Annotated in this window: 1 protein-coding gene and 1 pseudogene; both read left to right on the top strand. The window is 74.6% G+C overall.

Annotated features, from left to right (window positions below; genetic code table 11):
* Nucleotides 1-5 precede the first annotated feature (5 nt).
* The gene (locus tag EKH77_RS34530; protein WP_126912755.1) at nt 6-6929 is read left to right on the top strand and encodes a type I polyketide synthase; all 6924 of its coding nucleotides are present in this window, start codon (nt 6-8) and stop codon (nt 6927-6929) included.
* Nucleotides 6930-6984: 55 nt separating this feature from the next.
* Nucleotides 6985-22424, top strand: a pseudogene (locus EKH77_RS02240) (SDR family NAD(P)-dependent oxidoreductase); the annotation flags it as partial.
* Nucleotides 22425-22566: the final 142 nt, after the last annotated feature.

Genomic DNA, 22566 nt, shown 5'->3' with positions numbered 1-22566 from the left:
TCGAGATGGGCAAGACCGACATCCGCGACGCCGCCGACGTGGCCCGGGACCACGAGGGCGTCACCTACCGGGCGTTCGACCTGATCGAGGCCGGGCCCGAGCGCATCCACGAGATGCTCGCCGAGCTCGTCGCCCTGTTCGAGGACGGGACGCTGCGGCCGCTGCCGGTCACCACCTGGGACGTCCAGCACGCCCGCGAGGCCTTCCGCTTCGTGTCCGAGGCCCGCCACGTCGGCAAGGTCGTCCTCACCGTGCCCCGCCCCTGGGACCCCGACGGCACCGTGCTGATCACCGGCGGCACCGGCGAACTCGGCGGCCTGCTGGCCCGCCACCTCGTCGCCCACCACGGCACCCGCAACCTGCTGCTCACCAGCCGGCGCGGTACGGCCGCCCCCGGCGCCCCCGAGCTCCGCGACGAACTGACCGCCCTGGGCGCCCACGTCACCGTCGCCGCCTGCGACACCGCCGACCGCGACGCGCTCGCCGCGCTGCTGGCCGGCATCCCCGACGGGCACCCGCTGACGGCCGTCGTCCACGCCGCCGGCGTCCTCGACGACGGCGTGATCACCTCCCTGACCCCGGACCGGCTCTCCGGCGTCCTGCGGGCCAAGGCCGACGCCGCCCGTCACCTCCACGAGCTGACCGCGCCCCACGACCCCGCCGGGTTCGTGCTGTTCTCCTCGGCCGCCGGCGTCTTCGGCTCGGCCGGCCAGGGCAACTACGCGGCCGCCAACGCCTACCTCGACGCGCTCGCCCAGCACCGCCGCGTCCAGGGCCTGCCTGCCACCTCCCTCGCCTGGGGCCTGTGGGAACAGGCCAGCGAGATGACCGCCCACCTCGACGACGGCGACCGCGCGCGGGCACGTCAGTCGGGGGCGCTCACCCTCTCCACGGCCGACGGCCTCGCCCTCTTCGACGCCGCCCTCGCCGCCCGCAGGCCCCTGCTCGTCCCCGTCCGCCTCGACGGTTCCGTCCTGCGCGCCCGCCGCCCGGCCGAACTCCCCGCCCTGATGCGCGGCCTGTACCGGGGCGGCGCCGCCACCGCGCGGCGCGCGGCCGGCGCCGAACGGCCCGCCTCCGGCACCGACGCGCTCCGGCAGCGGCTCGCGGGCCTGCCCGCCGCCGACCGCCGCGCCCACCTGCTGGAGCTGGTCAGCGGCTGCGTCGCGGCCGTCCTCGGCCACACGGACACGAGCCTCGTCCCCGCCGAACGGGCCTTCCGCGACCTGGGCTTCAACTCGCTCACCTCCGTGGAGCTCCGCAACCGGCTCGGCACCGCCACCGGCCTGCGCCTCCCGGCCACCCTCGCCTTCGACTACCCGGCCCCGGCCGCCCTCGCCGCCTACCTCGACGGCGAGCTCTCCGACGGACTCTCCGACAGCGCCCCGGGCGCGGAAACGGTTGTCACGTCCGCCGCCGACGAGCCGATCGCCGTCGTGGGCATGGCCTGCCGGCTGCCCGGCGGCGTCCGCTCGCCCCAGGACCTGTGGGAGCTGCTGGCCTCCGGCACCGACGCCATCGCCGGCTTCCCCGAGGACCGCGGCTGGGACCCGGACGCGGTCTACGCCTCCGTGCCCGAGGGCACCGGCTCCTCCCGCACCCGCGAGGGCGGCTTCCTCCACGACGCCGCCGAGTTCGACGCCGCGTTCTTCGGCATCTCGCCGCGCGAGGCCCTCGCCATGGACCCGCAGCAGCGACTGTTGCTGGAGACCGCGTGGGAGACCTTCGAACGCGCCGGCATCGACCCGAGGTCCGTACGCGGCAGCCGCACCGGCGTCTTCGCCGGACTGGCTTCCAGCGACTACCTCGCCCGGATCCCCGAGATCCCCGAGGAACTCGCCGGGTACGTGAACAACGGCAACGCCATGAGCGTCGTCTCCGGCCGCGTCGCCTACGCCCTGGGCCTGGAGGGCCCGGCGGTGACCGTCGATACAGCCTGCTCGTCGTCGCTGGTCGCCCTGCACATGGCCGCCCAGTCGCTGCGGCAGGGCGAGTGCACGCTCGCCCTCGCCGGCGGTGTGACCGTCATGTCCTCGCCGCGCCTGTTCACCGACTTCGCCCGCCAGCGCGGCCTCGCCGGCGACGGCCGCTGCAAGCCCTTCGCCGCGGGCGCCGACGGCACCGGATTCTCCGAGGGCGTCGGCCTGCTCCTCGTCGAGCGACTCTCGGACGCGCGGCGCAACGGCCACCCCGTGCTGGCCGTCCTCCGCGGCAGCGCCGTCAACCAGGACGGCGCGTCGAACGGCCTGAGCGCGCCGAACGGCCCGTCGCAGCAACGCGTCATCCGCCAGGCCCTCGCCAACGCCGGCCTGAAGTCCGCCGACGTCGACGCCGTGGAGGCCCACGGCACCGGCACCAGCCTGGGCGACCCGATCGAGGCCCAGGCGCTCCTGGCCACCTACGGCCAGGACCGGCCGGAGGACCGGCCGCTGTGGCTGGGCTCGGTGAAGTCCAACATCGGCCACACCCAGGCCGCCGCAGGCGTCGCGGGCGTGATGAAGATGGTCCTCGCGATCCGCAACGGCGTCCTGCCCCGGAGCCTCCACATCGACGAGCCGTCCCCGCACGTCGACTGGAGCGCGGGCGCGGTGAGCCTGCTGGACCGGGCCGTCGACTGGCCCGGGAACGACCGGCCGCGCCGGGCCGGCGTGTCCTCCTTCGGCATCAGCGGCACCAACGTCCACGTCATCCTCGAACAGGCCCCCGCCGATGCGGAAGCACCGGCGGAGAGCACGCCGGAGCCCCCGGAGACCACGGTCCCGTGGCTGCTGTCGGCCCGCAGCGAACGCGGACTGCGCGGCCAGGCCCGCGCCCTCCTCGCCCACCTGGAGAAGCACCCGGACGCGAACCCCCTCGACCTCGCGTTCTCCCTCGCCACCCGGCGCTCCACGCTCGAACACCGGGCCGTGGTCGTCGGCGCCGGCCGCGAACGGCTCACCGAGCGGCTGCGCGCCCTCGCCGAGGGCGAGCCCGCCACCGCGACCGTCCACGGCGGCTTCACCGGCTCCCGCGAGCGCAAGGCCGTCTTCGTCTTCCCCGGCCAGGGCTCCCAGTGGGCCGGCATGGGCACCGAACTCCTCGCCGGCTCCACCGTCTTCGCGGACCGCGTCGCCGCGTGCGAACGCGCCCTCGCCCCGTACACCGACTGGTCCCTGACCGCCGTCCTGCGCGGCGACGCGGACGCGCCGGGGCTCGACCGCGTGGACGTGGCCCAGCCCGCGCTGTGGGCGGTCATGGTCTCCCTCGCGGAGGTGTGGCGCGCCCACGGCGTCCGCCCCGCCGCCGTCCTCGGCCACTCCCAGGGCGAGATCGCCGCCGCCTGCGTCGCCGGGGCGCTGTCCCTGGAGGACGGGGCCAAGGTCGTCGCCCTGCGCAGCCAGGCCATCGCGAAGGAGCTCTCCGGCCACGGCGGCATGGTGTCCGTGACCGCCGCGCACGCCGACGTCACCGACCGCCTCGCGCGCTGGGGCGACAAGCTGTCCGTCGCCGCCGTCAACGGCCCCTCCAGCGTCGTCGTCTCCGGCGACGACACGGCCCTCGACGAACTCCTCGCCGAGTGCGCGGCCGACGGCGTCCGCGCCAAGCGGATCCCCGTCGACTACGCCTCCCACTCCGCCCAGGTCGAACGGATCCACGACACCCTCCTCGCCGACCTCGACGGCCTCGCGCCCATCCCGGGCGACGTGCCGTTCTTCTCGACCGTCACCGGCGACTGGCTCGGCGGCGGCGACAGCGGCGGCGACGCCGACCGCCTGGACGCCGCCTACTGGTACCGGAACCTGCGCCGCACCGTACGGCTGGAGGACGCGCTGCGCGCGCTCCTCGCCCAGGGCCACGACGTGTTCGTCGAGTGCAGCCCCCACCCCGTCCTGACCATGGGCATCGAGGACACCGTCGCCGACGCGGAGGCCGACGCCGTCGCCCTCGGCTCGCTGCGCCGCGACGACGGCGGGGCCGAGCGCCTGCTGACCTCCCTGGCCGAGGCGCACGTCCACGGCCTGCCCGTCGACTGGACCGGCGCCGTCGAGGGCGGCCGCCCCGTCGAGCTGCCCACCTACGCCTTCCAGCGCGAGCGCTTCTGGCTCGAGCCGACCGGCCACGCCGACCCGGCGGGCCTGGGCACGGCCGTGGCCCTCGCCGACGACGGCACCGTCCTCACCGGAACCGTCGGCCTCGCCTCCCACCCCTGGCTCGCCGGTCACACGGTCCACGGCTCCGCCGTCGTCCCCGGCACGCTCCTGCTCGAATGGGCCGTGCGCGCGGGCGACGAGGCCGGCTCCGCGACGGTCCACGAGCTCACCGAACACCTGCCGGTCGCCCTGCCCGAACAGGGCACGACCGACGTCCAGGTGGCCGTCGGCGCGCCGGACGGCGACGGGCGGCGCCCGGTCACCGTGCACACGCGCCCGGGCGGCACGGACGCCCCGTGGACGCGGAACGCCACCGGCACCCTGACCGCCGGACCGGCCGCCCCCGCCGCCCCGGCGCCCGTCACCTGGCCGCCCACGGCCGCCCGCCCGGTCGACCTCGACGCCCTCCTCGACACGCTCGCCGCGCACGGCCACGACCACGGGCCGGCGTTCCGCACGCTCCGCGCGCTCTGGCAGGGCGACGGCGAGCTGTACGCCGAGGTCGCCCTGGCCGACGAGGACCGGGCGGGCGCCTCCGGCCTCCGCCTCCACCCGGCCCTCCTCCAGGCGCTCCTCACCCTCCACGACCCCGAGGGCGCCCCCGCGCTCCCGTCCGCCTGGCGGGGCGCCACGGTCCTCGCCGCCGGCGCCGACCGCCTCCGGGTGCGGCTCGCCCCGGCGGGCGACGACGACACGCTGTCGCTGACCGCGTGGGACACCACGGGCGCGCCCGTGGCCGTCGTCGACGCCGTGACGACGCGTGAGCTCACCGCCGACCGGCTCACCACCACGGGCCGGGCACGGCACGACGCCCTTCACCGCGTGAGCTGGACCCCGCTCGCCCTCGAAGCGGCGCCGGAGGCCGGGGACTTCGCCGTCCTCGGCGACGCGGCGGCCCCGTCGGCGGCGGAGCTGACGGCGGCGCTGGAACGGTCCGGTGCGCCCGTCCGCGCGTACGCCGACCGGGCCGCCCTCGGCGCGGCCGTCGACGCCGGGGGCCCGGCACCCCGGACCGTCCTGCTGCGCGTCGACGCCGGCCGTGCCGGGGACGTCCCCGAAGCCGCCCAGCGGGTGGTCCGTGACGGCCTCGCCCTCGTCCAGTCCTGGCTCGGCGACGAGCGGTTCGCCGGCTCCCGGCTCGTCCTCGTCACCGAAGGCGCCGTCGCCACCGGGCCCGGCGACGCGGTGGCCGCCCCGGCCGGGGCCGCCCTGTGGGGCCTGGTGCGCTCCGCGCAGACCGAGCACCCCGGGCGCTTCGTCCTCGCCGACCTCGACGGCGACGACCGCTCCACCGCCGCCCTGGCCCCGGCCCTCGCCACGGCCGAAGCGGCGGGGGAGAGCCAACTGGCCGTTCGCGGCGGCACGGTGACCGTCCCGCGCCTCGTGCGCACCGACCCGGCCGACCTCGCGGATACCCCCGTGTGGGAGTGGAACCCCACCGGCGAGGGCACCGTGCTGATCACCGGTGGCACGGGAACGCTCGGCGGCCACGTCGCCCGGCACCTCGCCGTCCGGCATGGCGTCCGCCACCTGCTCCTCACCGGCCGCCGCGGCCCCGACGCCCCCGGCGCCCGGGAGCTGTGCGAGGAACTGGCCGCCCTGGGCGCGGAGGCCACCGTCGTCGCCTGCGACGCCGCCGACCGCACCGACCTCGCCCGCGTGCTCGCCGCGATCCCGGCCGAGCACCCGCTCACCGCCGTCGTCCACGCCGCGGGCGTCCTCGACGACGGACTCCTGGAGAACCTGACCCCCGCTCAGGCCGAGCGCGTCCTGCGGCCCAAGGTGAACGCCGCCTGGCACCTCCACGAGCTCACCCGCGAGGCCGGGCTCTCCGCCTTCGTCCTCTTCTCCTCCTTCGCCGGCGTCGCCGGCGGCATGGCCCAGGCCAACTACGCCGCCGCCAACGCCTTCCTCGACGCCCTCGCCCACCACCGCCGCGCCCAGGACCTGCCCGCCGTGTCCCTCGCGTGGGGATACTGGGAAGAATCGAGTGGATTGACGGCCACCCTGGACGACGTGGACCTCGACCGCTTCGCCCGCTCCGGCATGCTCCCCATGCCGACCGGCCACGGACTGGACCTGCTCGACGCCGCCTCCGGCGTCGACAGCGCCCTCCTCGTACCGGTCCGGCTCGACCCGCGCGCCCTGGCCGCCTCCGCCCCCGCCGGCGTCCCCCCGCTGCTGCGCGCCCTCGTCCGCACCCCCGTGCGGCGGGCCGCGAGCGGCGGCGACGGCGCCCGCGAGACGGGGATCGCCGAACGGCTGGCCGGGCTGAGCGCGCCGAAGCAGGAAGCCCTGCTGCTGCGGCTCGTCGCCGGGCACGTCGCCACCGTCCTCGGCCACGGCTCCGCCGACGCCGTCGACGCCGAACGCGGCTTCCTCGACCTGGGGATGACCTCGCTCACCGCCGTCGAACTGCGCAACCGGCTCAACGCCGAGACCGGGCTGCGGCTGCCCACCACGGCGATCTTCGACCACCCGACCCCGCTCGGCCTCGTCCGCCACCTCCGCGAACGGCTCGACCTCGCCCCCGGCGCCGACGGCACCGGCGATACCGCGCCCGTCTTCACCGAACTCGGCCTCCTGGAAGCAGCCGTGGCCGCGAGCGAACTCGACGGCGAGGCCCGCACCCGGCTGCTCCAGCGCCTGAAGTCACTCCAGTGGAAGCTCGACGCCGACGGCGACGGCACGACGGCCGAGGACCCCACGGCCGCCGACCCCGCCGCCTCCGACCTCGAAGCCGCCGAGACCGACGACGAGATGTTCGACCTCATCGACAAAGAACTCGGCCTCGCCTGACAAGCCCAGTCAGTCGAAAAACACCCTTTTTCCGGACTGGGAGGAAGCAAGCACCATGACCAGCAGCACCGAAGACAAGCTCCGGGACTATCTCAAGCGCGTCACCGCCGACCTGCGGCGAGCCAAGCAGCGGCTGGAGACCGTCGAGGCCAGGGACAGCGAGCCCATCGCCGTCGTCGGCATGGCCTGCCGCTTCCCCGGCGGCGTCGCCTCCCCCGAGGACCTGTGGCGGCTCGTCGACGGCGGCGTCGACGCGGTCGGCGACGTACCCACCGACCGCGGCTGGGACTTCGACGCCCTCTACGACCCCGAGCCCGGCAAGCCCGGCAAGAGCTATGTGCGCCAGGGCGGCTTCCTCACCGGGGCGGCCGACTTCGACGCGGAACTCTTCGGCATCGCCCCCCGCGAGGCGCTGGCCATGGACCCGCAGCAGCGGCTGCTCCTCGAATCGGCCTGGGAGGCCGTCGAACGCGCCCGCGTCAACCCCGCCTCCCTGCGCGGCAGCGACACCGGCGTCTTCGTCGGCGGCGCCGACACCAACTACGGCTCGCTCGCCTCCCGCACCGACGAGACCGAGGGCCACCTGCTCACCGGCGGCGCCACCAGCGTCCTGTCCGGCCGCATCGCCTACACCCTCGGCCTCGAAGGCCCGGCCGTCACCGTCGACACGGCCTGCTCCTCCTCCCTCGTCGCCCTCCACCTGGCCGTCCGCGCCCTGCGCTCCGGCGAATGCTCCCTCGCCCTGGCGGGCGGCGTCGCCGTGATGCCCACCACCAGCCTCTTCACCGAGTTCTCCCGCCAGCGCGGCCTCGCCCCCGACGGCCGCTGCAAGCCCTTCGCCGAAGCCGCCGACGGCACCGGCTGGAGCGAGGGCGTCGGCGTCCTCCTCGTCGAACGCCTTTCCGACGCCCGCCGCAACGGCCACCGCGTCCTCGCCGTCGTCCGAGGCACCGCCGTCAACCAGGACGGCGCCAGCAGCCGCCTCACCGCCCCCAACGGCCCCTCCCAGCAGCGCGTCATCCGCGCCGCCCTCGCCAACGCCCAGCTCACCCCCGACCAGGTCGACGCCGTCGAGGCCCATGGCACCGGTACGACGCTGGGCGACCCCATCGAGGCCCAGGCGCTCCTCGCCACCTACGGCCAGGACCGGCCCGCCGGGCAGCCGCTGCGCCTCGGCGGCATCAAGTCCAACATCGGCCACGCCCAGGCGGCGGCCGGCGTCGCCGGCGTGATCAAGACGATCATGGCGATGCGTAACGGCGTCCTGCCGCGCACCCTCCACGTCGACGAGCCCACCTCGCACGTGGACTGGACGGCCGGCGCCGTCGAACTGCTCACCGAGCGCCTCGACTGGCCCGCCACCGGCCGCCCGCGCCGCGCCGCCGTCTCCGCCTTCGGCATCAGCGGCACCAACGCCCACGTGATCCTGGAGCAGGCCGAACCCGAACCCGAGCCCGCCGCCGAGGAGCGGGAACCCGCCGTGACCCCGGGCGTGGTGCCCTGGGTGCTCTCCGGCAAGACGGAAGCCGCCCTGCGCGCCCAGGCCACCCGCCTGCTGGACATCGGCAGCGGGCACCCCCTGGACATCGGCTTCTCCCTGGCGACGACCCGGGCAGGCTTCCCGCACCGCGCCGTCGTCCTCGGCGACGGCACCGAAACCCTCACCCGCGCCCTGACGGCACTCGCCTCCGGCGAACCCGACGCCGGCCTCGTCCAGGGCGCGGCCACCCCCGGCAGAACGGCCTTCCTCTTCTCCGGCCAGGGCTCCCAGCGCCTGGGCATGGGCCGCGAACTGCACGCCCGCTTCCCCGTGTTCGCCGATGCCTTCGACGCCGCGTGCGCGGGTTGGACGCGTATCTTGACCGGCCCCTGCGGGAAGTGGTCTGGGGCGAGGACCAGGACCTCCTCAACCAGACGATGTACGCCCAGGCCGGGCTGTTCGCCGTCGAGGCCGCCCTGTACCGGCTCGTGGAGTCCTGGGGCGTCCGCCCCGAGTACGTCGCCGGGCACTCGCTCGGCGAGATCACGGCCGCCCACGTCGCGGGTGTCCTCTCCCTGGCCGACGCCTGCGCCCTCGTCGCCGCCCGGGGCCGGCTCATGCAGGCCCTGCCGCGGGGCGGCGCCATGGCCGCCCTCCGCGCCACCGAGGACGAAGTCCTGCCACTGCTGACGGACGACGTGGCCATCGCCGCCGTCAACGGTCCGTCCTCCGTCGTGATCTCCGGCGCCGAGGACGCCGTCGAACGCGTACGCGCCCACTTCGAGAACGACGGCCGCAAGACCAGCCGGCTGCGGGTCTCCCACGCGTTCCACTCCCCGCTGATGGAACCGATGCTGGACGACTTCCGCACCACCGTCGCCGCGCTGACCTTCGCCCGCCCGGACCTGACCGTCGTCTCCAACGTCACCGGCGGCCTCGCCACCGACGACCAACTGCGCTCCCCGGACTACTGGGTCCGCCACGTCCGCGAAGCCGTCCGCTTCGCCGACGGCATCCGCACCCTCCACGCCGAAGGCGTCACCCGCCTCCTGGAACTCGGCCCCGACGGCACCCTCTCCGCCATGGCCCGGGAAACCCTCCCCGACGAGACGCCCGCCGTCCCCGCCCTCCGCAAGGACCGGCCGGAGGAGACCGCCCTCGTCACCGCCCTCGCCCACCTGTCGGTCCAGGGCACGGACGTCGACTGGAACGCCCTCTTCACCGGCACGGCGGCCCGCGAGACAGACCTCCCGACGTACGCCTTCCAGCACCGCCGCTACTGGCCCGAACCCGCCCCCGCCACCGGCGACGTCGGCACCGCCGGCCTCGAGGCGACCGACCACCCGCTGCTGAGCGCCGCCGCCTCCGTGGAGCTCCCCGATGGCGGCGACGGCCTCCTGCTCACCACCCGCCTGTCGGTCCGCACCCACCCCTGGCTCGCCGACCACATGGTCCTGGGCTCCGTCCTCCTGCCCGGCACCGCCTTCGTCGAACTCGCCATCCGCGCCGCCGACGAGGTCGGCTGCGACCGCATCGAGGACCTCACCCTCGCCGCGCCCCTCGTCCTCCCCGAGGACGGCGCCGGCGTCCAGCTGCAACTCCACATCGGCCCCGCCGACGACACCGGCCGCCGCACCCTCACCGCCCGCTCCCGCCCCGAAGGCGACGGCGAACGCCCCTGGACCCGCCACGCCACCGGCGTGATCGGCGGCACGGGGGAGGAGCGGCCCCCGGCCGCCCTCGACATGATCGCGTGGCCGCCCACCGGCGCCGAGCCCGTCGAACTCACCGGCCTCTACGACCGGATGGCCGTCGGCGGCTTCGACTACGGCCCGCTCTTCCAGGGCCTGCGCCGCGCCTGGCGGCACGGCGACGAGATGTACGCCGAGGTCTCCCTGCCCGAGACCGGCGAGGGCGACGCCGCCTCCTACGGCATCCACCCCGCGCTGCTGGACGCGGCCCTCCACGTCACCGCGTTCAACGGCATGGAGCGAGGCGTCCTGCCCTTCTCCTGGGAGGGCGTCACCCTCCACGCGTCCGGCGCCTCGGCGATCCGCGTCCGCGTCGTCCGCACGGGCGACGACTCGGTGTCCGTGACCGTCGCCGACGCCGAGGGCGGGCCCGTCGCCTCCGTCGAGACGCTCGTCCTGCGGGCCGTCTCCGCCGACCGCGCCGACCGGCTGACGGGCGCGGGTACGGCGGGCACGGTTGGCCGGGATTCCTTGTTCCAATTGCGCTGGGCACCCGCGCCCCAGGGTGTGCCGCGTCCTGGCAGCGTCACGGTCGTGGGCACGGAGACGTTCGCTGTCACCGACACCGAGCGGTTCGTCCACCGCGCGGACCTGGCGGCGCTGGCCGAGGCCGGCGACGTACCGGACACGGTGCTCGTCCCCGTGGCGGGCGACGGGTACCCGGACGCCGTGGTGGACTCCGTCCACACGGTGACGGCCCGGGTGCTGGAACTCGTACAGGCATGGCTGGCGGACGAGCGGTTCGCCGGGTCGCGGCTGGTGTTCGTGACCCGGGACGCCACGAGCGGGAACGACCTCGCCGCGGCGGCCGCGTGGGGCCTGGTGCGCTCGGCACGCTCCGAGCACCCGGACCGCTTCGGCCTGCTGGACCTGGAAGGCGACGAGGCGGCCTGCCTCGCCGCACTCCCGCACGCCCTCGCCCTGACCCCCGACGAGCCGCAACTGCTCCTCCGCGACGGCGAGCTCCTCACCGCGCGACTGACCCGGGCCACGCCCCAGGAGACCACGGGCACCCCCTGGACCCCGGACGGCACCGTCCTCGTCACCGGCGGCACGGGCGGCCTCGGCCGCGCCGTCGCCCGCCACCTGGTCACCGCCCACGGCGTACGGAGCCTGCTGCTCGTCAGCCGCAGCGGCCCCGCCGCCGAAGGCGCCGAGGAACTGGCCCGCGAACTGACCGACCGGGGCGCCGAGGTCACGGTCGAAGCGTGCGACGTCACGGACCGGGCGGCGGTGGACGACCTCGTCTCCCGGCACAGCCGCATCACGGCCGTCGTCCACACGGCCGGAGTGCTGGACGACGGCGTGGTGGAATCCCTGACGCCCGACCGGCTCGCCACCGTCCTCCGCCCGAAGGCCGACGCCGCCTGGCACCTCCACGAGGCGACCAGGGACCTCGACCTCGACGCCTTCGTCACCTTCTCCTCCGTCTCCGGGGTCTTCGGCGGCCCGGGCCAGGCCAACTACGCGGCGGGCAACGCCTTCCTCGACGCGCTCGCCCAGCACCGCCGCGCCACCGGCCGCACCGCCGTCTCCATGCCGTGGGGTCCCTGGACCCAGGACGGCGGCATGACCGGCACCCTGTCGGACGTCGACATCCGGCGCATCGCCCGCTCGGGCATGCCCGAACTCACCCCCGCCGAAGGCGTCGCCCTGTTCGACGCCGCGCTGACGGTGGACGACGCCGTCGTCCTGCCCGTCCGCTTCGACCTCCCCGCCCTGCGGGCCCAGGGCGACGCCCCCGCGCTCCTGCGCGGCCTCGTCCGGGGCCGCGCGCGCCGCTCGGCGGCGGCCTCGGCGGCGGCCGCCGGACTCGTGGGCCGCCTGACCGGGCTGGGCCCGGTCGAGCGCCGGGAGGTGCTCCAGGACCTGGTCCGCGGCCAGATCGCCGTCGTCCTCGGCCACGCGGACGCGGACACCGTGGACCCGTCACGCGCCTTCCAGGACCTCGGCTTCGACTCCCTGACGGCCGTCGAACTCCGCAACCGCCTGAACGCGGCCACGGGCCTGCGCCTCTCGGCGACGGTGGTCTTCGACTACCCGACCACGGAGGCCCTGGTGGCCTTCCTGCTGGACGAGCTGTTCGGCACGGAGCCGGAGGCCGCGCCCTCATTGGCTGTGAGCACGCTGCCGGCGGTGGCCGACGACCCGATCGTGATCGTCGGCATGAGCTGCCGCTACCCGGGCGGGGTGACCAGCCCCGAGGACCTGTGGCGGCTGGTGTCGGACGGCGTGGACGCCGTCTCCGGCTTCCCGGCCGACCGCGGCTGGGACGTCGAGGCCCTCTACAACCCCGACCCCGACGTCCCCGGCACCTCCTACACCCGCTCCGGCGGCTTCCTCCACGACGCGGGCGAGTTCGACCCCGAATTCTTCGGGATGAGCCCGCGTGAGGCCCTGGCCACGGACTCGCAGCAGCGGCTGCTGCTGGAGGCGACGTGGGAGGCGATCGAGCGCGCGGGCATCGACCCGGTGTCACTGCGCGGCAGCAGGACCGGCGTCTTCGCCGGCGTCATGTACAACGACTACGCGAACATGCTGGTCGGCGACCAGTTCGAGGGCTTCCGGGGCAACGGCAGCGCCGCCAGCATCGCCTCCGGCCGGGTGTCGTACACCTTCGGCCTGGAAGGCCCGGCCGTCACGGTCGACACGGCATGCTCGTCTTCGCTGGTCGCCCTGCACTGGGCGGCGCAGGCGCTGCGCTCGGGCGAGTGCTCGCTGGCACTGGCCGGCGGCGTGACCGTCATGTCGACGCCGACGACGTTCGTGGAGTTCTCCCGCCAGCGCGGCCTCGCGGCGGACGGCCGCTCCAAGGCCTTCGCGGACGCCGCCGACGGCGTCGGCTGGGCGGAAGGCGTCGGCATGCTGGTGCTGGAGCGGCTGTCGGACGCGCGGCGCAATGGCCACCGGGTGTTGGCGGTGGTGCGTGGTTCGGCGGTGAATCAGGATGGTGCGTCGAATGGCCTGACGGCGCCGAACGGCCCGTCGCAGCAGCGGGTGATCCGTCAGGCGCTGGCGAGCGCGGGCCTGGCGGCCGCTGATGTGGATGCGGTGGAGGCGCACGGTACGGGTACGACTCTGGGTGACCCGATCGAGGCGCAGGCGTTGCTGGCGACGTACGGGCGTGAGCGGGACGCGGAGCGTCCGTTGTGGCTGGGGTCGGTGAAGTCGAACATCGGTCACACGCAGGCTGCCGCCGGTGTCGCCGGAATCATCAAAATGGTCATGGCGATGCGGCACGGCGTCCTGCCGCAGTCGCTGCACATCGACGAGCCGTCCACGCATGTCGACTGGTCGGCGGGCGCGGTGGAGCTTCTGACCGCACCCGTCGAGTGGACGGCCGCGGAGGACGGCCGACGACGGGCGGGCGTGTCGTCGTTCGGCGTCAGCGGGACGAACGCGCACGTGATCCTGGAGCAGGCCGAGCCCGATGCTCATCCCATGGACTCTCCGGAGCCGGGCGCGGTCGTCGTGCCCTGGGTGCTGTCGGGCAAGGCGGAGGCGGCCCTGCGGGATCAGGCGTCGCGTCTGCTGACGCACATCGACGGGCAGCGTCCCGTGGACGTGGGCTTCTCGCTGGTGTCGAGCCGTTCGAGCTTCGCGCACCGGGCGGTGGTGCTGGGCGCGGACACGGAGTCGCTGACAGGGGCGCTCGCGGCGCTGGCGTCGGGTGAGCTGCCCGTTGCCGGTGTGGTCGAGGGCTCGGTCGGCTCGGGCAGGACGGCGGTGCTGTTCTCGGGCCAGGGGTCGCAGCGGCTGGGCATGGGCCGGGAGTTGTACTCCCGCTTCCCGGTGTTCGCGGATGCGTTCGACGCCGTGTGCGCGGGGTTGGATGTTTATCTTGACCGGCCCCTGCGGGACGTGGTCTGGGGTGAGGACGAGGAGCTGATCAACCAGACCGTCTACACCCAGGCCGGGCTGTTCGCCGTCGAGGTGGCGCTGTTCCGGCTGGTGGAGTCGTGGGGCGTGCGTCCGGACTTCGTCGCCGGGCACTCGATCGGCGAGGTCGCGGCGGCACACGTCGCTGGCGTCTTCTCGCTGACGGACGCGTGTGCGTTGGTGGCGGCTCGTGGTCGTCTGATGCAGGAGTTGCCCGCTGGCGGTGCGATGGTGGCGGTCCAGGCGACGGAGGACGAGGTCCTGCCGCTGCTGACGGACGATGTCACCATCGCGGCGGTCAACGGCCCGTCGTCGGTGGTGGTGTCGGGCGGCGAAGACGCCGTCCTGGAGATCGCTTCCCGCTTCGAGGCGGAGGGGCGCAAGACGAGCCGTCTGCGCGTCTCGCACGCGTTCCACTCGCCCCTGATGGCACCGATGCTCGCGCGCTTCCTCGAGGTCGTGGAGGGCCTGACCTTCGGCACCCCGGCCGTCCCGGTCGTCTCCAACCTCACCGGCGAGACCGCCACCGAGGCACAGCTGACCTCTCCCGCCTACTGGGTCCGCCACGTCCGTGAGGCCGTGCGCTTCGCCGACGGGATACGCACCCTTCACGCCGCAGGCGTGACCCGCTTCCTGGAGCTGGGCCCGGACGGTGTGCTGACCGCCATGGCCCGCGAGTCGGTGACCGACGAGGCCGCCGTGCTCGTGCCCGTCCTGCGCAAGGACCGGCCCGAGGAGCTGACGGCACTCACCGCCCTGGCACACCTGCACGTCTCCGGTGCGACCGTGGACTGGGCCGCTGTGTACGCCGGGACGGGCGCGCGGCGCGTGGACCTGCCGACGTACGCGTTCCAGCACCAGCGGTTCTGGCCGGCGGGCACGATCGCCCGTGCGGGAGACGTCCGCTTCGCGGGTCTGGGCTCCGCCGATCACCCGCTGCTGGGTGCGACGGTGGAGCTGGCGGGCTCCGGCGGCTTCCTCTTCACAGCGCGGCTGTCGCTCCAGACCCACGCCTGGCTGGCGGATCACGCTGTCATGGGGTCGGTGCTGGTGCCGGGAACGGCGCTGGTGGAGCTGGCGCTGCGAGCGGGCGACGAGGTCGGCTGCGCGGGGCTGGAAGAGCTGACGCTGGCCGCGCCGCTCGTCCTGCCCGAGCAGGGCGGGGTGCAGGTACAGGTGCGCGTCGGCGAGCCCGACGAGGCGGGCCGCCGCGCCGTGACCGTCCACTCGCGCGAGGCCGACGAACCGTGGACGCTGCATGCCGACGGTTTCCTCACCTCTGACGACGCCGAACCGCAGATTTTCGATGCCATGACGTGGCCGCCGGCGGGTGCCGAGCCGGTCGACGTCACAAGCAGCTACGAGGAGTTCGCGGAGGCGGGCTTCGACTACGGCCCGGTGTTCCAGGGACTGCGGGCGGCGTGGAAGCTCGGCGACGACGTGTTCGCCGAGGTCGCGCTGCCCGAGGACGTGGACGGCGGCGCGTACGGTCTGCACCCGGCGCTCTTCGACGCCGTCCTGCACGCCTCCGCGGTCACCGGCTCCGACGACCGCCGCGGCGTCCCGTTCTCGTGGACGGGTGTCTCGCTGCACGCCACGGGTGCCTCCGCTGTACGGGCCCGGATCCGCACCGCCGCCGACGGCGGGCTGTCCATCGCCGTGACGGACACGGCCGGTGCGCCCGTCGCGTCCGTGGAGTCGCTGGTGGTCCGTCCGATCGCGGCCGACCAGCTCCGCACCGCCGACCGCGACTCGCTCTTCGCCCTCGACTGGACCCCGGTCCAGGCCCAGGTCACGGACGCCGAAGGCGTGGCGTACGCGGACCTCGCGTCGCTGAGCGAGGACGATGCCGTACCGGCCGTCGTCGTGGCCTCGGTACCGATGATCGATGTGGACGACGTGGTGGGCTCGGTCCACGCCGCCACCGCGCGAGCTCTCGAGCTCGTCCAGTCGTGGCTGGGCGAGGAGCGATTCGCTTCCTCGCGTCTGGTGTTCACCACTCATGGGGCCGTTGCGGGCGACGACCTGGCGGGTGCCGCCGTGTGGGGTCTGGTCCGCTCGGCGCAGTTGGAGAGCCCGGGCCGGTTCGGTCTGGTGGATCTCGATGGTGATGCCGATGCCTCGGTTCTGTCCCGGGCGCTGGCCGTGGACGAGCCGCAGGTGCTGATCCGGGATGGCGAGGTGCTGGCCGCTCGGCTGGCGCGCGTGGAGAAGCAGGCGTCGGCGGAGGTCTCGTGGAGTCCTGACGGCACGGTCCTCATCACGGGTGGTACGGGTGGCCTGGGCCGTATCGTCGCCCGGCACTTGGTGGGCGCGTATGGCGTGCGCAGCCTTCTCCTGGTGAGCCGTAGCGGTCTGGCCGCCGAGGGCGCCGAGGCGCTGGTGGCCGAGCTGGCGGCCGAGGGTGTCGACGTGGCGGTGGAAGCGTGTGACGTCGCGGACCGCGCGGCGGTGGACGACCTCTTCTCCCGGCACGGTCGCATCACGGCCGTCGTGCACACCGCCGGTGTGCTGGACGACGGAGTCGTCGCTTCCCTCACCCCGGATCGTGTTTCCGCCGTCCTGCGGCCGAAGGTCGACGCTGTCTGGAACCTCCACGAGGCGACCAAGGGCCTCGATCTCGACGCGTTCGTCGTCTTCTCTTCCGTCGCCGGTACCTTCGGCAGCGCGGGGCAGGCGAACTACGCGGCGGGTAACGCCTTCCTCGACGCGCTCGTCGTGCGTCGCCGGGCCGAGGGGCTGCCGGGTGTGTCGCTGGCCTGGGGCCCGTGGGCCCAGGACAGCGGCATGACCGGCACGCTGACCGACGCCGACGTCCAGCGGATCGCGCGTTCCGGTATGCCGGTGCTGTCCGTGGAGCAGGGCCTCGCACTGTTCGACGCCGCCCTCCCGGTGGCCGCGTCGCGGCCGGCGCTGCTGCCCGTACGTCTGCACCTCACGGCCCTGCGCGCGCAGGGCGAGGTGCCCGCGCTGCTGCGCGGCCTCGTCCGCACGCGCGTCCGGCGGACGGCCGGCGCGGGCGTGGCTGCCGCCTCCGGGCTGGTCCGGCGGCTGGCGGCGGTCCCCGAGGTCGAGCGGCGCGACGCGCTGCTGGACCTCGTCCGTACGCAGATCGCCGTCGTGCTGGGCCACGCGGGGTCGGACACGGTGGACCCGTCGCGGGCCTTCCAGGACCTCGGCTTCGACTCGCTGACCGCCATCGAGCTCCGCAACCGGCTCGGCAAGGCGACGGGCCTGCGGCTGCCCGCGACGGCGGTGTTCGACTACCCCACCGCCCGTGCCCTGGTCGGCCATCTGTACGACGAGCTCTTCGGCGCGGAGCCGGAGGCTGCGCTCCAGGCCGTCGGCTCGCTGCCGTCGCTCGTCGACGATCCGGTGGTGATCGTGGGCATGAGCTGCCGCTTCCCGGGCGGGGTCTCGTCGCCCGAGGACCTGTGGCGGCTGGTGTCGGACGGTGTGGACGCGGTCTCGGGCTTCCCGACGGACCGAGGCTGGGATCTCGACGACCCGGACCGTGAGAGCGCCATCGCCACCCGGTCCGGTGGATTCCTCCACGACGCGGCCGAGTTCGACCCCGAGTTCTTCGGCATGAGCCCCCGCGAGGCCCTGACCACCGACGCCCAGCAGCGCCTGCTGCTGGAGACGACGTGGGAGGCCCTGGAGCGGGCCGGCATGGACCCGGCCACGCTGCGCGGCAGCCAGACGGGCGTCTTCGCGGGCGTCATGTACCACGACTACGCCCAGCTCCTCTCCGGGCGTGAGTTCGAGGGCTATCAGGGCAGTGGCAGTGCGGGCAGTGTGGCGTCGGGCCGGGTGTCCTACACCTTCGGCTTCGAGGGTCCGGCGGTCACTGTTGACACCGCCTGCTCTTCGTCGCTCGTCGCTCTGCATCTGGCGGCGCAGGCGCTGCGGTCGGGGGAGTGCTCGCTGGCGCTGGCCGGTGGCGTGACGGTCATGTCGACGCCGCTGACCTTCGTCGAGTTCTCCCGCCAGGGCGGGCTCTCCGCCGACGGCCGGTGCAAGGCCTTCGCGGACGGCGCCGACGGCGTCGGCTGGGGTGAAGGCGCCGGCATCCTCGTGCTGGAGCGGATGTCGGACGCCCGTCGTAACGGCCACCGGATCCTGGCGACCGTGCGGGGTTCGGCGGTCAACCAGGACGGTGCGTCGAATGGTCTGACGGCGCCGAATGGTCCGTCGCAGCAGCGGGTGATCCGTCAGGCGCTCGCGAGTGGCGGGCTGTCGGCCGGTGATGTGGATGTCGTCGAGGCGCATGGTACGGGTACGACGTTGGGTGACCCGATTGAGGCGCAGGCGCTGCTGGCGACGTATGGTCAGGGGCGGTCGGAGGAGCGGCCGTTGCTGCTCGGTTCGGTGAAGTCCAACCTCGGGCACACGCAGGCGGCTGCTGGTGTGGCCGGGATCATCAAGATGGTCATGGCGATGCGCCATGGCGTCCTGCCGCGGACGCTGCACGTCGACCAGCCGTCCTCTCACGTGGACTGGTCGGCCGGCGCTGTGGAACTGCTGACGGAGCGGACCGTCTGGCCGGAGGGTGAGGGGCCGCGTAGGGCGGGTGTGTCGTCGTTCGGCATCAGCGGGACGAACGCGCACGTGATCCTGGAGCAGGCCGACCCGGAGCCGGAGCCGGAGCCGCAAGGCGACGACACCCCCGCGTCGGACGTGTTGCTGCTGCCCGTGGTGCTGTCCGGCAGGACCGAGGCGGCCCTGCGGGCCCAGGCGTCGCGCCTGTTGGCTCACCTCCAGGACCGGCCGGAGCCGCGGCTCGCCGATGTCGCGTACTCGCTGGTGACGAGCCGGGCCGTCTTCCCCCACCGGGCCGTGCTGCTGAGCGCGGACCGGGACGACGTCCTGCGCTCCCTGTCGGCGCTCGCGGCCGGTCGGTCGGAGGAGCACCCGGAGGGCGCTGCGCGCCCCGGCAAGGTCGCCTTCCTCTTTTCCGGCCAGGGCTCCCAGCGGCTCGGTATGGGCCGTGAGTTGCACGCCCGCTTCCCCGTCTTCGCCGACGCGTTCGACGCCGTGTGCGCGGGCCTGGACGAGCACCTGGACCGCCCCCTGCGGGAGGTCGTCTGGGGCGAGGACGAGGGCCTGATCAACCAGACCGTCTACACCCAGACGGGGCTCTTCGCCGTCGAGGTCGCGCTGTTCCGGCTGCTGGAGTCGTGGGGCGTGCGCCCGGACCAGCTGCTCGGTCACTCCATCGGTGAGATCGCGGCCGCGCACGTCGCCGGCGTCTTCTCGCTGGACGACGCCTGCCGGCTCGTCGCCGCTCGCGGGCGGCTGATGCAGGCCCTGCCCTCGGGCGGGGCGATGCTGGCCGTACGGGCCGGCGAGGACGAGGTCCGGTCGCTGCTGACGGACGAGGTCGCGATCGCGGCGGTCAACGGGCCGTCGTCGGTGGTGGTCTCCGGAGCCGCCGAGGCCGTCGAGGCGGTCCGTGCCCACTTCGAGGAGCAGGGCCGCAAGACCACCCCGCTGCGGGTCTCCCACGCCTTCCACTCGCCGCTCATGGAGCCGATGCTGGCGGACTTCCGCGCCGTCGCCGAGAGCCTGACGTACGGCACCCCCGCCATCCCCCTCGTGTCGAACGTGACCGGTGAACCCGCCACCGACGAGGAGCTCCGCTCCCCGGAGTACTGGGTGCGGCACGTCCGGGAGGCGGTCCGCTTCGCCGACGGCGTGCGGACGCTGTGGACGGCGGGCGTCAGGTCGTTCCTGGAGCTCGGCCCGGACGGCTCCCTCACAGCCCTGGCGGCCGAGTCGACGGACGAAGGGGGCGCTCTCGTCCCCGCCCTGCGCAAGGGCCGGGACGAGGAGCGGGCGCTCCTCGACGCCGTCGCCCGTCTGTACGTGCTCGGCGCGGACGCCGACTGGTCCGCCCTCTTCGCCGGTACCGGGGCACGCCGGGCCGACCTGCCGACGTACGCGTTCCAGCGCGAGCGGTTCTGGCCCACGGGCGGGCCGGCCCGCGCCGGCGACGTGCGCTTCGCGGGCCTCGGAGCGGCGGGACACCCCATGCTGGGCGCCGCCCTCGAACTCGCCGACGCCGACGGCTTCCTGCTCACCGGCCGGCTGTCCGTGCAGGCGCAGCCGTGGCTCGCGGACCACGTCGTCCAGGGCGCGGTGCTCGTCCCCGGTACCGGCCTGCTCGAACTGGCCGTCCGGGCCGGCGACGAGGTCGGCTGCGACCTCGTCGAGGAACTCACGCTCACCGCGCCCCTGCTGCTGCCCGAGCAGGGCGGGGCGGTCCAGATCCAGGTGCGCGTCGGAGCGGAGGACGCGACGGGGCGCCGCGGTCTCGGCATCCACTCCCGTCCGGAGGGCCGGGCGCTCGACCCCTGGACCCAGCACGCCACCGGCGTGCTCGCCTCGGGCGCCGAGACCCCGGACGCCTCGGATGCCGCCTGGCCCCCGCCGGGAGCCGAGCCGCTGCCGGTCGAGGGCGCGTACGAGACGTTCGCCGAGTACGGCTACGCGTACGGCCCGGTGTTCCAGGGCCTGCGGGTCGCGTGGCGCATCGGCGACGAACTGTTCGCGGAGGTGGCGCTGCCGGAAGGCACCGATGGTGGGGCGTTCGGTCTCCACCCGGCGCTGCTGGACGCGGCGATGCACGCCGCGATCCTCGCCGGTGACGGCGAGGGCGGGACGATGATCCCCTTCGCGTGGACCGATGTGGCCCTCCACGCTGTGGGCGCCTCCGCGGTCCGGGTGCGCCTCGCCCGCAAGGGCGACGGCGCGCTTTCCCTGACGGTCTCCGACGTGACGGGCCGACCGGTGCTCACGGTGGGCTCCGTGGCGGGCCGGCCGGTCTCGGCCGGGCAACTGGACGCCGGCGGACGTACGGGCGAGTCGCTGTACGGGATCGAGTGGTCCGGTGCGGCGGTGGCGGATGGTGCTGCGGTGGTGTCGTGGGCGCCGTGGGAGACGGTCTCGGACGCCGACTTCGACGGTTCCGTGCCGGATGTGGTGGTGCTGGACTGTGGTGCGGTGCCGTCGGAGGGCGATGTGCCCGGCGACGTACGGGCCGTGCTGCGCCGCGTGTTGGACGCCGTGCAGGAGTGGCTGTCCGACGAGCGCTATGCGACGTCGCGTCTTGCCGTGGTCACGCGCAACGCGGTGGCTGTGGCTGATGGTGTGGCGTTGGACGTGGTGCAGGCTCCGGCGTGGGGTCTGGTGCGTTCGGCGCAGGCGGAGAACCCGGGCCGGTTCGTCCTGGTGGACACCGATGGCGGGCTTGAGGAAGTGCCCATGGTGGCGCTGGCCTCGGGTGAGCCGGAGGTGGCGGTGCGCGGTGGCGAGGTGCTGGTGCCGCGCTTGGTGCGCATGACCCCTGCGGTTGAGGCAGCGGAAGTCTCCCTCGATGTCGAGGGTGCAGTGCTGATTACCGGTGGTACGGGTGGCCTGGGCGCGGTCGTGGCCCGCTACCTGGTCGCCGAGCACGGGATCCGGCACCTGACGCTGACGAGTCGCCGGGGTCTGGAGGCCCCGGGCGCTTCGCACCTCGTGGCGGAGCTGACCACTGCGGGCGCCGATGTGCGCGTCGTCGCCTGCGATGTGTCCGATCGTGGGGCGCTGGCCGCCGTGGTGGACGGAATCACCACCGACCGGCCGCTCACCGCCGTGATCCACGCTGCCGGAATCGGTGACAACGGCCTCGTCGGAGCGCTCACCCCCGAGCGCGTCGACGCCGTGCTCGCGCCGAAGGCCGATGCCGCCTGGTGGCTGCACGAGCTCACCCGCGAGATGGACCTGACGGCCTTCGTCACCTTCTCCTCCGCCGGCGGGCTCGTCCTCGCCGCCGGTCAGGGCAACTACGCGGCCGCGAACGTCTTCCTCGACGCCCTGGCGCAGCAGCGCCACGCCGAGGGGCTGCCCGCGACGTCGATGGCCTTCGGCCTGTGGGACGTGGGCGCCGGGCTCGGCCAGTTCCTGAGCGACATCGACCGCAAGCGCATGGTCACCCAGGGCGTGCCCGTGCTGTCGCACGAGGCCGGTCTGGAGCTGTTCGCGGCCGGGTTGCGGTCGCCGCGGCCCACGGTCGTCCCCATCCACGTCGACACGGCCGCCCTGCGCACCCGTACCGACGAGATTCCCGCCCTCCTGCGCGGCCTCGCGCCCAGGATCCGGCGTGCCGCGGCCGCCGACGCGACCGCCGTCACGGCCACCGGCCTGCGGGCGCGCCTGGCCGGACTCACCGACGGCGAGCGGAACCGTACGGTGCTGCAGATCGTGCGCGGTCAGGTCGCGGCGGTTCTGGGGCACGGTTCGGCCGACGCGATCGGTCCGGACCGGGCGTTCCAGGAGCTCGGCTTCGACTCGCTCGCGGCGACCGAGCTGCGCAACCAGCTCAACCGCATCACCGGCCTGCGCCTCCCCGCCACGCTCGTCTTCGACCACCCCAACTCCCGGGCCGTCACCGACCACATCCTCGCCCTGGTCGCCGACCAGGACGGGACGGTGGCGGGTGCGGTGACCACGGCCGACGTCGGCCGGCGTCCCCGCCCCCTGG

Source organism: Streptomyces luteoverticillatus, from assembly GCF_003970715.1.
GTDB lineage: Bacteria > Actinomycetota > Actinomycetes > Streptomycetales > Streptomycetaceae > Streptomyces > Streptomyces abikoensis.
Note: the sequence above shows the minus strand (reverse complement) of the source record. Positions and strands in the feature narration are given on the sequence as shown.

Bases quoted from the DNA above. Each gene is read 5' to 3' on its own strand.
- EKH77_RS34530 (WP_126912755.1), top strand. From the start codon at position 6: ATGGGCAAGACCGACATCCGCGACGCCGCCGACGTGGCCCGGGACCAC.